The 14024-nt window shown below is 64.3% G+C and carries 8 protein-coding genes and 3 pseudogenes; 2 read left to right on the plus strand and 9 right to left on the minus strand.

The features are described from left to right. A pseudogene (locus tag A5705_RS27625) lies at positions 1–75 on the minus strand (DUF3558 domain-containing protein); the annotation flags it as partial. Here A5705_RS27625 and A5705_RS28340 point away from each other — a divergent pair. Further along, positions 69–167: pseudogene (locus tag A5705_RS28340) on the plus strand (hypothetical protein); the annotation flags it as partial. The pseudogenes A5705_RS27625 and A5705_RS28340 overlap by 7 nt on opposite strands. 234 nt (positions 168–401) lie before the next feature. On the opposite strand, the gene A5705_RS26850 reads toward A5705_RS28340, so the two are convergent. From A5705_RS26850 to A5705_RS01470, 8 genes and pseudogenes are all read right to left on the minus strand, one after another. Beyond that, positions 402–845 carry a VOC family protein gene (locus tag A5705_RS26850; RefSeq protein WP_197516865.1) on the minus strand — a complete coding sequence of 148 codons (444 nt, stop codon included), beginning with the start codon at positions 843–845 and terminating at the stop codon, positions 402–404. Positions 846–903: 58 nt separating this feature from the next. Next, the gene (locus A5705_RS01445; protein WP_068274779.1) at positions 904–3531 is read right to left on the minus strand and encodes an AAA family ATPase; all 2628 of its coding nucleotides are present in this window, start codon (positions 3529–3531) and stop codon (positions 904–906) included. Between the two features lie 40 nt (positions 3532–3571). Beyond that, positions 3572–5428, minus strand: a complete 1857-nt coding sequence (locus A5705_RS01450) for a hypothetical protein (protein ID WP_369829584.1) — start codon at positions 5426–5428, stop codon at positions 3572–3574. Positions 5429–5452: 24 nt separating this feature from the next. Then, complete coding sequence (locus tag A5705_RS29095) at positions 5453–6262, minus strand: adenylate/guanylate cyclase domain-containing protein (protein ID WP_369829585.1); 810 nt, start codon at positions 6260–6262, stop codon at positions 5453–5455. Further along, positions 6259–9423 carry an adenylate/guanylate cyclase domain-containing protein gene (locus tag A5705_RS01455; RefSeq protein WP_156763000.1) on the minus strand — a complete coding sequence of 1055 codons (3165 nt, stop codon included), beginning with the start codon at positions 9421–9423 and terminating at the stop codon, positions 6259–6261. The genes A5705_RS29095 and A5705_RS01455 overlap by 4 nt, the downstream gene beginning before the upstream one ends. A 74-nt stretch (positions 9424–9497) precedes the next feature. Further along, entirely contained in the window at positions 9498–10022 is a 525-nt protein-coding gene (locus A5705_RS01460) for an ester cyclase (protein WP_082956229.1), read from the minus strand. A 209-nt stretch (positions 10023–10231) separates the two neighbouring features. Next, positions 10232–11770 (minus strand): arylsulfatase, encoded by a 1539-nt coding sequence (locus A5705_RS01465; protein WP_068274775.1) that lies wholly within the window; start codon positions 11768–11770, stop codon positions 10232–10234. Positions 11771–12214: 444 nt separating this feature from the next. Beyond that, positions 12215–13717: pseudogene (locus tag A5705_RS01470) on the minus strand (PPE family protein); the annotation flags it as partial. A 227-nt stretch (positions 13718–13944) separates the two neighbouring features. Between A5705_RS01470 and A5705_RS27630 the strand changes: the two are divergent. Next, positions 13945–14024: PPE domain-containing protein (locus tag A5705_RS27630; RefSeq protein WP_156763001.1), on the plus strand; the 80-nt coding region annotated here is incomplete at its 3' end.

The raw sequence follows: 14024 nt of genomic DNA on the forward strand, positions 1-14024 counted from the left end.
GGTAGCGAGCGTCAGCTCCATGAGCTTGATGGCCTGCCCGCAGGCGTCGATGCCGGGCGCCTGTGGGTCCACCCACCGTGGCGCCCTACCCCGGACCCCTCGGCGAACGCGCCGACTGGTGGTGGTACGACCCCTTCCAACCCCAACCACCACCATCCACCAACTAACGTATCGAATCTGAAACACGCTGGGGCGTAGAAGATTTGGATTGTGTTACCTGGCCGACAACCAGGCCCGCTCCGCCATGCTCACCCCAATCACCGGCTAGTCTTGGACCGGATTCGACGCTGATGGGACAGACTGATCGCCAGTGTGACTCGGTGACGCGGTTGCCGCTGTCCTGGGCTAGCACCAGGCGGCGACGCTGCGCTGTCCAAGGAATCGAACGGCAGCGCTGCACCTCAGTCGCTGGAGGCTGAACTCGCCTCGGCAATGGCTCTCCCCGCCAGTTCCGCAAGCGGGGTAACGAAAAGTTCGAGTTGGATGTTATCGGGGTCGCGGAATACCAGGGTGGGCCCGTATGACATATCAGCGATACCTGACTGCGGTACGCCCTTCGCCTCCAGGTGTGCTGCCCATCGCTGCAGTTCATCTCGATCGGCAACCTGAAAAGCGAGGTGATCAAGGCCTATGCGCCGTTCGTCGAACGAACCGCTCTCCGGTACGTCGTGAGTCATTACTGACACGGTTAGACCCGCGGGGTGCATCAGAGTGATGACATCAAAGCTGTCGCCACGCCAACGCGATACAGGCGTGAAGCCCATGACTTCCTGCCACCACGCTGCGGCTCGCTCACGATCCGAGACGGTCAAATCGATATGGGAGAAGCCCTTGAGTTCTGGCATGACGGCCTCCATCCTGTAGCCCGCCTCTCACCGAGCGCCTCTGCTCCGGAAGAGGCATTCACCTATGGCGTTCGAGTTCTGCTCGGGCCTGGTCGATTTGGTCGTAGGCGTACGTCACCATCTCGGCGACCGACATCGCCTCACCCTTGCGAGCGAGCGTTTCGTAGGTTGCGTCGCCGAGGACATCGCGCAGGCGGGTTATTGCGGTGTCGAGCTGCGGGAGGGCGGACAAGCTGAAGGGACTGAATGCAAACCCAGCAATGATGGCTGCTGGTTCGGGGAGTCCAAGGCGGTCGAGTAATACGGCGAGAGTTGCCACGGCGGTACGCATGTAGGCGACGTTGCCGGAGTCGTAGCAGTTGCGGATGGCCAGAATGATGTGATCGAGCGCCGCCTGCGGGTCACCGTGTTCGGCCTCGAGCGTAGGCAAAACGGTCGTCACCGATGATTCGACGAAGCGGTTCCCGCTATCTTGGGCGATCGCCAAGCCCCGCCGCAGGGCTTCCAGCGCGCGGACAGGATCAGCATCGCCGAAGGCGTAGCCGTAGGCGTGAAGGGCGAACGAGAGCGCAAGGGGGTTGTGGGTGGCCTCGGCGGCTTCGATCAACCCGTTCGCGGTCGCCCGCGCCTCGTCACCGGACCCCGCGATCGTCAGCGCGATGATCAGGTTTGTCCGGGTGAGTCCATGGGTGTCACGGCCGCGTGCGAGCTGGGCGCGGCACCACTCGACGTTTCGATTGGGCTGACCGATGGCCATGTACGCACCGCACAACACCCCTTCGAGGCCGAACGGCACCTCGTCACCGCTGCCAATCACCGTCTGGGCGGCCTCGGCATAGAAGACGGCTTCCTCGATCCGTCCCACGAACCAGCACAGCGAGGCGATCGCGTACAGAGTCGCGAGCCGGGGATGATCGGCAGCACGGGCGGGCTCGATGAGCTCCGCGACCCAGGCTATCGGTTCGTTATTGTCGACAAGACCGCCGAGCAACGCGTAGGTGGCGATCGCGGCAGCGACATCCAGGTCGCCCTGGTCGGCGGCCCACCGAAACGCGGTGCGCAGGTTGGCCAGCTCGATATTGAACCAGTCGTAGGCCTCGCGCTGCCGGGGGCTGTCCCACAGCGCCATGATGTCGGCTTCGCATCCTGCGAAGTACCGCGAGTGGGCGGCCCGAATCTCGGCCGCTTCGCCGCGCGCAACGAGTTGTTCCTCGGCGAACTGGCGGATCGTTTCCAACATGGAAAACCGGGTCCGTCCCGAATACCGGTCGGCGACCAGCAGCGACTTGCGCACCAAGGCATCGAGCAGGTCTAAAGTAATGAATTCGTCATCGAAACCCGCTACGGCGCAGGCGCTTTCGAGGCCGAACCCGCCGGCGAACACCGAACACCGCTCTAACAGGTGTTTCTCGGCGTCGTCGAGCAGGTCGTAGGACCACGCCACGGCATGCCTCAGCGTTTGGTGGCGCGACAGGCCACGCCGCGATCCGACCAGCAGCCGGAACCGCTGATCGAGACGATCACGCAGCTCGATCACGGTCATCGACGCCATCCGAGACGCGGCCAACTCGACGGCCAACGGGATGCCGTCGAGTCTGCGGCAGATTTCCACTACCGCATCCGCATCTCGAGACTGCGGCAACGAAAAGTCCGACACCACACTTTGGGCGCGATCGATGAACAAGTCCACTGCGGCGGATTCGGTTCCGGAATTGACATCGAGCGACGGGACGCGCCATAGCTGTTCGTCGCTGACCCCCAATCCTTCGCGGCTGGTCGCGAGAATTGTGACGGTTGACGAGGCGGCGAGGATAGCCTCGATTAGCTCGGCGACGCTATCGACGACGTGCTCGCAGTTGTCCAACACCAGCAGCCGGACCCTGCCCTCCAAGGCAGCCGCGACACTGTCTGCCATGCTCTTCCCGGGTTGCTGGATGATGCCCAGCACCGCCGCCACCGCGTCGGGCACCGCCGCCGGATCGGTGACCACGGCCAAGTCGAAAAACCAGACGCCGTCCGGGAACTCATCGGTCAGCCGCGCGGCCACCTCGGTCGCCAGGCGGGTCTTGCCGACCCCACCCACCCCGGTCAGCGTCACCAGCCGATGAGCTTTCATCGCGGCTCGCAGCTCAGCGACCTCCGACTCACGCCCGACGAAGCTCGTGGTCTTCGGACGGAGGTTCCCCGGACTCCGGTCGACGGTCCGCAACGGCGGAAACTCCGTCTGCAGCCCTGGCGCTCGCACCTGGAACACGCCCACCGCGGTGGGCACATCCCGCAGCCGCCGCGGCCCCAAATCCAGAAGGTCGACTCCGGTGAGCAGTCCCGCGGTCGAGTCGGCCAGCAGGATCTGGCGGCCATGTCCGGCGGCCATCACTCGGGCGGCGCGATTGAGCACCGTTCCGAAGTAATCCCCCTGGCAGAGTTCGGCTTCGCCGGTCGCGATCCCCATCCGCACCGGCAACTCCAGCGCCCGCTGCGCGGCCACCGCCGCATCCACCGCCGACCGCGGGGACGCGAAGGCGGCACACACCCCATCACCGGTGTGCTTGAACAGAAAGCCACCGTTCGCCTCGATCGCTTTGCACAACACCTCGTCATGCGCGGCGAGTGCGGCCCGCATCGAATCCGCGTCGGCTTCCCACCGACGGGTTGAACCCTCGATATCGGTGAACAGAAACGTCACCACACCTGATGGCGGAGAAGCCGGAGGAACGATCACCGCTCTAGCCTCGATCGCTCGTGTCGCCGGCAGAGTCAGCCACTCGCTCGAGTTCTGTTCGGGCCTGGTCGATTTGGTCGTAGGCGTACGTAACCATCTCGGCGACCGTCATCGCATCACCCTTGCGGGCGAGCGATTCGTAGGTTGCCTCCCCGAGAACGCCGCGCAGATGCGCGATCGCGGTGGTGATCTCGGGAACTCCTGTTGCAGCCATGGGACTGAGCGCAAAGCCGGCGATGATAGCCGCTGGTTCGTAGCGTCCGAGCCGGTCGAAAAGAGCGGCGAGCACGGCCGGCGCGAGCCGGATCCCGTTGCTGTCCCCCGAATCGTGGTAGTTGCGGATCGCCAGAGTGAGGTGATCGAACGCGGACATCGGGTGGCCGTGTTCGCCCTCAAGTTTTGCCACAAACACCGCCAGGACGGACGCGACGGAGCGCTCGCCGCTGTCTTGAGCGATCACCAGACCCCGGCGCGCGGCGTCTAGCGCGCGGACCGGATCTGCATCACGGTAAGCGGCACTGTAGGCGCTGAGCGCCCACGCGAGCACGGAAGGGTTCCCTGTTGCTTCCGCGGCCTCGATGAGGCCCTCCGCGTAATCCATCGCCTCCCCAGCCGAATCTGCCAGGGCAAGGGTGCTCACGAGCCATGCCCGGATGTGGAGGGTACTGTCGCGGCGGCGTGCGAGCCGAGCGCGGCACCACTCGGCCGACCGCTCAGGCTGTCCGATAGCTACGTATACAGATACAAGCCAGCATTCGATGTCGCCCGGCAGCGCTTCGCGGCTTTTATCGATAACGATCTGGCCAGCACCGGCATAGCCGACGGCCGCCTCGATCCGTCCGCTCGTGTAGCACATCGACGCAATCACGTACAGGAAGGCCAGCCGGGGATGGTCGACCGCGCGGGCGGGCTCGATCAGCTGTTCAGCCCAGGCGATCGGCTCAAAGATTTGGACCCAAACTCCGAGCAACCCCGCATAGGTGGCGATGGTCGCGGCGGTGTCCAGGTCGCCGTGGTCGGCGGCCCACCGAAACGCGGTGCGCAGGTTGGCCAGCTCGACATTGAACCAGTCATAGGCTTCGCGTTGGCGCGGGCTGTCCCACAGCGCCAGAATGTCGGCTTCCCGCCCGGCGAAGTACCGCGAGTGGGCGGCTCGAATCTCGGCCGCTTCGCCGCGCGCGACGAGTTGTTCCTCGGCGAACTGGCGGATCGTCTCCAGCATCGAAAACCGGGTCCGCCCCGAACACCGGTCGGCGACCAGCAGCGACTTTCGCACCAAGGCATCGAGCAAGTCTAGGGTAGTGAATTCGTCATCGAAACTAGCTACGGCGCAGGCGCTTTCGAGGTCGAATCCGCCGGAGAACACCGAACACCGCTCCAGCAGAACCTTTTCCGGCTCGTCGAGCAGGTCGTAGGACCACGCCACGGCGTGGCGCAGGGTGTGGTGGCGTTCCAGTCCACGCCGAGAGCCAACCAGTAGCCGGAACCGCTGATCGAGACGATCGCGCAGCTCGCCCGCGGTCATGACCGCCATCCGAGAAGCGGCCAACTCGATGGCCAACGGGATCCCGTCCAGGCGGCGGCAGATCTCCACCACCGCGGCCGATTCATCGACCTGGTCGATCGAGAAGCGTGGGGTCACACTGCGAGCGCGTTCGACGAACAGATCGACTGCCGCAGAGCCGATCCCTTCGCCGAAGTCCAGCGACCGCACCGGCCAGAGTTGCTCGTCGGCGACCCCCAATCCTTCCCGGCTAGTCGCCAAGATCTTCACCGTCGCCGAGTGCACGAGAATCGCCTCAATCAGATCGGCGGCAGCCACCAGGACGTGCTCGCAATTGTCGAACACCAGCAGCCGCACCCTGCCTTCCAAGGCGCCGGCCACCTACTCACTCACGCTCTTGCCGGGCTGTTGGGTGATGCCCAACACCGCCGCGACGGCGTCGGGCACCGCAGCAGGATCGGTAACCGCGGCCAGCTCGAAAAACCAAACCCCGTCCGGGAATTCATCAGCCAGCCGCCGCGCCACTTCGAGAGCGAGCCGGGTCTTGCCGACTCCACCCACCCCGGTGAGCGTCACCAAGCGATGCGTCCGCAGAACCGCTTGTAAATCCGCTACCTCGGATGCGCGGCCGATAAAGCTGGTGGCTTGAGGTCGCAAATTCCCGGGCGTCGGATCAAGCGTGCGCAACGGCGGAAACTCGGCGCGCAGTCCGGGCACTCGCACCTGGAACACACCCACCGGAGTGGGAAGGTCCCGCAACCTTCGCGACCCCAGATCGACCAGATCCACTTCGGTGAGCAGACCCGCCGTCGACTCGGCCAACAGGATCTGGCCACCGTGTCCCGCGGCCATCACCCGGGCAGCGCGATTGAGCACCGTGCCGAAGTAGTCCCCGTCTCGCAGCTCGGCCTCACCGGTGGCGATCCCCATCCGCACCGGCAACTGCAACTCGCGTTGCGCCTCGATCGCCGCGTTCACCGCGGACATCGGCGACGCGAAGGCAGCCACGAAACCATCGCCCGTGTGACTGAACAAGAACCCGTCGTAGGCCTCGATCGCGGTGCGCAACACCTTGTCGTGGGCGACGAGCGCCGCCCGCATCGCTTGCGCATCCGACTCCCACCGACGGGTCGACCCCTCAATATCGGTGAATAAAAACGTCACCACCCCCGACGGGGCAGCCGCCGTCATGGCATCGCCTCGGCCCACTCGATATGTCCCTCGAAGCCAAGCATTTTCGCCATCTCGCGGTAGCGGTCCCGCAAGTCCACGTAAGCTCCGACGTCGCCCTGTGCCCTTGCCAGGAGAGCTCGCAGCCGCAGCAGCCAGATGTCGCGTATCACCAGACCCTCATCGGCTGGCGCGGCCGCCAACCGCTCGATCGCGGACTCGGCTTCGGCCACATCGTCGCCGGCCCCCCGATCGAGCAGTGTCTCGACCAGGACACCGCTTGCAGGAATGCCGTGCACCCCCAGCCGTCCGTCGCGGAAGATATGGTTGACGTTGGATCGCATAAGCCGCATCGCCTCATCATGATCGCCACGTCGTGCCATCTCACGTGCCAAATACACGTTGACGATCGGCAAATCAGCTAGGTTGTGTTCTCGGCGCAATAGCGCTTCGGTGACCTCGCCCAACAGTTTTCGTCCGCTGGAACGCTCCGCGTCCGTATGGCAGTACACCAGCGCTATACCCAGCGTCGCTTTGGCGATTGCCAACGCCATGTCATCACCTGATCGTTCGGCAATCTGTAGCGCATCCCGTATCTGACGCATCGCCGAATCGTCGGCCCTCAGCACTCCCAACGGTATCGCCCCGAAGTAGGCATAGGTGACAACAATGACGTAGGACGCCGGGTCGGCGCTGCGGGCCATGGCCAGGCCGCGGCGCAGATCCTCCTGCCATCCGGGACGACCCAGGCAATACCTGGCTATAGCCCGCGTCGCGGAGGCGATCGCAAGCGGAGACCCTAAAAGGAAGTTACCTTTGGACGGGTCACCGTCAGCCAGGTCGATAGCTGTCTGCGACCACCGCAGCCCGTCACCCCAGTCGCCACTCTCCAACTTGGCATAGATCACCGCAAAGCACAGTCCGAGTGTCAAGGTGGGATCGGCGAGGGACTCGGTGAGGGCCATGGCTTCCGTTGCCAGCCGTGACGCCTCGCGTATCCGGTCGTGATGCGCGTGATCCATCACAAGCCCCGCCATCGCAATGGCCAGCGACGCCTTGTCTCCGGCGGCGGCACACAACTCCCGCAATTCATCGAAGCGGCCCCCGGCAACGTGTTCGTGGACTCGAAAGGCGATGCCGCACAACATGGTGCGAGGAGCAATGCGCATGGCTGCTCGGGTGGGGTCCTCGGCCGGGAGGGCGTCGGCGATCTTTTTGGCGCGCTCCCAACTCAGTCTCGCCGCGCCGATGTCACGGTTGGTCGCCCACGTCGCAGCCCGCATATGCCAGCCGTAGGCGGCGTGCAAGTCGCCGGCGGCCGCCAAATGCTCGGCGATCAGGGCCGCATTCTCTTCCGCCGCGGCCGGGTCGTGGCGTTGGATCGCATCGACCAGCCGCCGATGCAGCTCGGCGCGATCCGATTTGAGCTGGGATTCGTAGGCGACTGTGCGAATCAGGGGATGATGGAATACATACACGGGTTTCCTGGCGAAGCTGACCTGATCAATGAGTTCGGCCGCCAAGAGGTCCCCAAGAATGGGCTTAATGCCAAGGTTTTCCAGCAGCTCGATGCTGAACCGCGAGCCGATAACCGCCGCTGCGCTCAGTGTGCGTTTTGCTAGAGGAGCGAGGCGGTCGATGCGCGCCGCGATCGTCGCCTGCAACGTGGCAGGCACCTTGACCTCACCGACATCTGCGGTTGACACGAATGCGCCGGTCTGCCCGTGCAGCACGCCGCGCTCGGCCAACTCACGCACGATCTCCTCGGCGAAGAAAGCGTTACCGGCGGCCCTGTCGGCAATCTTATGGCCCAGTGCATCAACCGACAGGTCCGGACCGAGCAGCGCCGTGACCAGCGCGACGGTTTCTGAATCACTCAGCGGCGCAAGGGCGATGGTGTGAGCACCGTGCACCCGAGCCAACGCCCCCTCGTACTCCGGCCGATAACTCGCCAGCACCAGGGAGGGTGTCTGCGGGATGACGGTGAGGAAGTCGGCGATCATTGATTCGCTGACCTCGTCGATCCAATGGGCGTCCTCAACGACGTAGAGGGCAGGGGTCTCACGCGCCAAGGAAGCGGCGTTAAGCAGCGCCGTCAACCGGCGCCGGCGCGCATCGGGATCGATTGCCGGGAAAGCGGTGTCCGGGTCGGCGATGCCCAGTAGGTCATCGAGCAGCAGCAAGTCCTCTGGGTCTGCGTCGGGAAGCCGGCCACGGACTCGTGCCCGGGCCGCCTCCGCGTCCAGACCCTCGACCCCGGTGGCCGCGCGCAGCAGACGGGCCACGACACGGAATGGAACATCGGTGGCGTGCGATTCGCAGAAGGTGGTGAAAACCTCGACACCGCGGCGATTCGCCATCGCGACAACCTCGCGCACCAGTCGGCTCTTGCCGATGCCAGCTGAGCCGACCACGCCGACGACAACCCCGTGGCCGTCGATTGCGCGGTCCAGCAGCGCCTCGACGGCGGACATCTCCCAGCGCCGACCGACCAGATTCGACTCAGCACGCCCGCGAGCCCGATGCGCATCGCCCATGCCCAACAGCCGATAGGCCGTGACCGGCTCATCGGCGCCCTTGATTGGAACCCGTCCAGATTCGCCGAGAGTCGCCGCGGCCTCCACCAGCCTCGCCGTGGACGCGCTGAGCATCACCCCACCCGGCGGAGCCACCGACTCCATCCGTTGCGCCATGCCAACCTGTTCACCGATAGCGGTGTAACCGAAAGGCCCCGAACCGATTTCACCGGCGATCACCTGACCTGAGTTGAGTCCGACACGCAACTGCAAGTCCACGCCGTCGTGGTCCCGAATATCGACGGCCAGCCGCTTGGCCTCCTCCTGAACATTTAAGGCCGCCAGGCAAGCCCGTACGGCGTGGTCTTCCAAAGCCACCGGCGCGCCGAACACCGCCATGATCCCGTCGCCGGTGAACTTGTCCACCGTGCCGCCATAGCGCCGCACCACCGCGGCGCACCGGCAAGCGAGGTCGGCCATGATCTCGCGCAGCCGCTCGGGCCCGACCGCAGAGGCGATCTCCATCGAGTGGACGACGTCGGCGAACACCACCGTGACTTGTTTGTACTCCGCGCGGACACCGGCGTCTTCGAGCGGTGAGCCGCAGCCGTGGCAAAAGCGGGCATCCGCCAAGGGTTCGGTGCCACACGTCCGGCACACCGCCATGGCCGTCACCCGACCTCCACCGATCCGGCCCCCAGCGTTTCCAGCTAAGGATAGGCGGTGGCCACCCAGACGTACTACTGCGACGGGCTCATCAGTGTGTTGCTGGGCAGAGACACGTCCAGCACTTTGCGCGCGGTCTCGGCCCCGGCGACGGGAAGGCCGTGGGGGTCGAGCAAACCGAGTTGAACGAGGACGCTGGCTTGGTCCCAGTAGATGTGCTCATGCACGAGTTTGTCTTCCCTAAATTGCACGATTGCCACAGTCGGAATCTGCACTGCGCGTCCGGTGGGCTCGATGCCGGGCAGCATCCAGTCCATCCGGGTTGTGTGCGTGAAACGGACGATGAACTCGTCGACAAGGGAACTCTCCCCAACCGTGCGGCTGACCGGGAGGAGTTCGAAATCGGGAGGATTCACCCCGATGAAATGGTGTGCGTAAAAATGGCGCAAGCTCTCGAAGCCGACGCCCCCGGTCATCGTGGGGACGTGGTTGACATACGGTTCCGCGACCATGGTGGACATGGTGGCGTCCACGTCGCGCGTTTCGAACTCGTACCGACAGTGAGCCTCCCACAGCGCGGCAAGATCATAAGCGGTCATCGCCGGCACCTTTCTCGGGAAGCTCCCAGCCTACGGTTAACGAGCACCCTGTTGGGGCTGAAACGGACCCGTCCACCGACACGTTGAAGCCATAGATGAGTTCGCCCATGCAGATCAGACTGCCCCGAGGGGGAAACTCATCGCGACGCCACACATTGTCGGCCGCTGCAACGTTTATGGTCGCAACCGTGCGGTGTCGGCTAGCGGCGTCAGTCTTGGGCGAGGAAGGCGGTGAGCGACTCCACGGCTTGGTCGATGGTGAATGACGCCGCCTTCTGGCGTGGCGGGAACTCCCTGAACGTGTCGAGGAACCGGGTCGCAACCGCTTGGCCGTAGATGACCAGGAAGACGCGCTCGATCATCCATTGGAAGTAGCTGTTGGAGGTGATGTCGGCGCGCTCGTAGGGGTCGGTGCGCAGATTGAACATCTTCGGCACCCGCAACCGCGTGAACGGCTCGGCCCACACCTGCAGCGTGCCCGGGCAACGCTGCTCCAAGAAGACCAGCTTCCAGTTGTCAGCGCGGATGGCCAGCACGTCGCCGTCGTCGGAGAAATAGACCATCCCCCGGCGCGGGCCCTCCTCCACCTCACCGGTGAGGTACGGCAGCATGTTGTAGCCGTCGATGTGGACCTTGAACTCCTTGTCACCGGCCTTATGACCACCTTTGAGCTTCTCGACGATGTCGGGCTCCCCGGCCGCGGCCAGAAATGTCGGCAGCCAATCATGGTGCTGGATGATCTCGTTGGAGACCACACCGGCGGGAATCTTGCCCGGCCATCGGACCATCTCCGGCACCCGGAAGGCGCCTTCCCAACAGGTGTTCTTCTCACTGCGGAACGGGGTGGTCGCCGCGTCGGGCCAGGAATTGGCGTGTGGGCCATTGTCGGTGCTGTAGATGACGATGGTGTCCTCGGCGATGCCCAAGGCATCGAGCGCGTCGAGCACCTGTCCGACGTTCTTGTCGTGGTCCACCATCGTGTCGTGATACGGCGATTGCCAGCGCCCGGCCTGACCCACGCTTTCCGGTTTGGTGTGGGTGAACAGGTGCATGTGGGTGAAGTTGAGCCAGACGAAAAACGGCGTGTTGGACTCGTGCTGGCGTTTGATGAAGTCGACGCCGGCCGCGGCGATGTCATCGTCAATGGTTTCCATCCGCTTTTTGGTCAGCGGGCCGGTGTCCTCGACGCGCTGCCTGCCCACCGGCCCGAAGCGTTCGTCGACTTCGCCGCTGTCCTGCTCGGTGGCCCAGCTGTGTAGCACGCCGCGCGGCAGCAACGCCCGGTAGAGCAGTGGCGCTTCTTCTTCGGTGGGGTAGTCGGGGTGCTCGGGCTCTTCCTCGGCGTTGAGGTGATAAAGGTTGCCGAAAAACTCATCGAAGCCGTGCACGGTGGGCAGAAACTTGTTGAGGTCGCCGAGGTGGTTCTTGCCGAATTGCCCGGTGGCGTAACCGAAGGGCTTGAGCAGCTCGGCGATGGTGGGGTCCTCCGCCGACAGCCCGACGTCCGTCCCAGGCATGCCGACCTTGCTCAGGCCGGTGCGATACACGCTCTGCCCCGTGATGAACGACGCGCGGCCCGCAGTACAGCTTTGTTCGCCGTACGAATCGGTGAACAGCATTCCCTCGTTGGCGATGCGATCGATGTTCGGGGTGCGATACCCCATCATTCCGTGGCTATAGCAACTCAGGTTGGAAATCCCGATATCGTCACCCCAAATGACCAGGATGTTCGGCTTCCCACCAGGCATGGTTACCCCTCTCCTTCAACCGGTCAGGGCACAAACGCTGTGCACACGTCAACGCAAACACTGTGAGCGCGCGGGCACAACGCTTGCCGCGTAACTCACAGCAAGGGATTCCGCGAGCCACGACGACATCGACCACCGGCGGCCGTCATGTCATCGTCGGTTTACACATTTCCTGGATGGCGCGAGGACCGTCGCGCAGACCGGATAAGCATCGAAACATGGCCTGGGACAGCGCTTCTGGGGGGTTCACAGCGTTGCCGACCGCAGGCCCCGTGTCGAGCCCGATCTCAGGAGACCCAGTTGAGGGTCGACGAGGGCCACTCCGTCTATGTCAGACTGTGCTCAGCTCGGCTCTGGCTGGCTCGATGTGACCGCACGCGTAGGTCACCATCGCGGCGGTCGTCATCGCCTCGGCCATGCGGGCTATCGTCAACCCATTTACGTGATGGCGCTACCGAATCCGGTATTGGCTGAACCCGAGTTGAACCCGCCCGTATTGCCGTTGCCCGAGTTGGCAATTCCCGTGTTGTAGCTGCCCGAATTGAAACCACCCACATTGAACGCGCCCGTGTTGAAGCCACCCGAATCGTGGGGACCCCCGTTTCCTATCCCCACGTCGAATGCTCCCCCGTTCGCGATGCCGGTGTCGTACAGGTTGACGTTGAACAAGCCCGTGTCGACGTAACCTGCGTTCGCGATGCCGGTGCCGAAATCGCCGCTGTTGAATAATCCGACATTTGTGATGCCGGTGTTCCCAAAGCCGAGGTTTCCGATGCCGGAGTTGAAGAAGCCGACGTTGTTGCTGCCGGAGTTGCCGATGCCGATGTTGTTGCTGCCGGAGTTGAAGAAACCCAGATTCCCGACGCCCGAGTTCAGGCCGCCGAAGCCAAACTGGTTATTGCCGGTCAGCCCGATGCCGAAGTCGTTGTTACCGAAGTTGCCGAAACCGATGTTGTTGCTACCGGTGTTGCCGAAACCGATGTTGTTGCTGCCGGTGTTGCCGAAGCCATAATTATTGTCGCCGTTACCATTGTTCACGCTCGCAACACCGGCGTTCCCGAAACCGAAGTTACCGTTGCCGTAGTTTCCGCTGCCCACGTTATTGCTGCCGTTGTTTCCGCTGCCCACGTTATTACTGCCGAAGTTTGCGCTGCCGACGTTATTGCTGCCGTCGTTCGCGCTGCCCAGGTTGAGGTTGCCGATGTTGCCGCTGCCCAGATTCAGACGGCCGATGTTTCCGCTGCCCAAGTTGGTGTTGCCGATGTTTCCGCTGCCCAGATTCTGGCTGCCGATGTTGCCGCTGCCCAAGTTGTAGTTGCCGTTGTTGCCGCCGCCGAGGTTCAAGGTTCCGGTGTTGCCCAGACCCAAGTTGATGTTCACGTTTGCCGCGGTCGCGTCGGCGCGGGAAACTACCTGCCCCGGCAAAGTTTGCAGCCACTGCTGGACCGAGCCCAACTGGGTGGCCACCGCCGCGGCCACACCTCGATAGCCGACCATCGCCGACACGTCCTGGGCCCACATCTGCTCGTATTCGGCCTCGGCCGCCGCGATCGCCGGCGCGTTCTGGCCGAACAGGTTCGACATCACCAGCGACACCAGCTGGCCGCGATTGGCCGTGATCGACCCGGGGTCCACGATGGTCGCCAGCGCGGCCTCGTAGGCGACGGCCGCCGCCCGCGCCTGGGCCGCCGACTGCTCGGCTTGCGCGGCCGCCCCGCCCAGCCAGTCCACGTACCCGGCGGCCGCGTTGGTCATGGACGCCGCCGACGGGCCCTGCCAGGCCTGCCCGGCCAGGTCCGAGGTCACGGAGCTGAATGCGCTTGCCGCCGCGCTCAACTCACTGCGGATCCCGTCCCAGGCCGCCGCCGCCTCCAGCATCGGCCCCGGGCCCGGCCCATCAAGCAGGAGCACCGAGTTGACCTCGGGCGGAAACACCGAAAAGTTCATCACTGCTCCCCTCGATCGTCGTTGATCAGACCTTCAGCAGCCACTGGAGCAACGTACATTCTCCGGCCTGCCCCATACCCCGTTAGGCGGGAATCCAATCCCGGCCGCCGCACGATCGTTGCGGACCGGACCGCAGGGATCAAGCGCTCGCAGTCGCGGTTGCGTGTGAACCCGAGCGAAGGCACACTTTGGCTCCCGGGGCTCGCTGCTGAGAAGGGACCGCGGTCATGAGCTTTTTGGTGCTCCCGCCGGAGATCAATTCGTCCCGGATGTTCTCCGGTGCCGGGTCAGCGCCAATGTTGGCGGC

It is taken from the genome of Mycobacterium sp. E787, assembly GCF_001668725.1.
Lineage (GTDB): Bacteria > Actinomycetota > Actinomycetes > Mycobacteriales > Mycobacteriaceae > Mycobacterium.

Excerpts from the sequence above, each read along its gene's own strand:
- A5705_RS01465 (WP_068274775.1), bottom strand. The coding sequence starts at position 11,770 with ATGCCTGGTGGGAAGCCGAACATCCTGGTCATTTGGGGTGACGATATC.
- A5705_RS29095 (WP_369829585.1), bottom strand. The coding sequence starts at position 6,262 with ATGACGGCGGCTGCCCCGTCGGGGGTGGTGACGTTTTTATTCACCGAT.
- A5705_RS01455 (WP_156763000.1), bottom strand. The coding sequence starts at position 9,423 with ATGGCGGTGTGCCGGACGTGTGGCACCGAACCCTTGGCGGATGCCCGC.
- A5705_RS26850 (WP_197516865.1), bottom strand. The coding sequence starts at position 845 with ATGCCAGAACTCAAGGGCTTCTCCCATATCGATTTGACCGTCTCGGAT.
- A5705_RS01460 (WP_082956229.1), bottom strand. The coding sequence starts at position 10,022 with ATGACCGCTTATGATCTTGCCGCGCTGTGGGAGGCTCACTGTCGGTAC.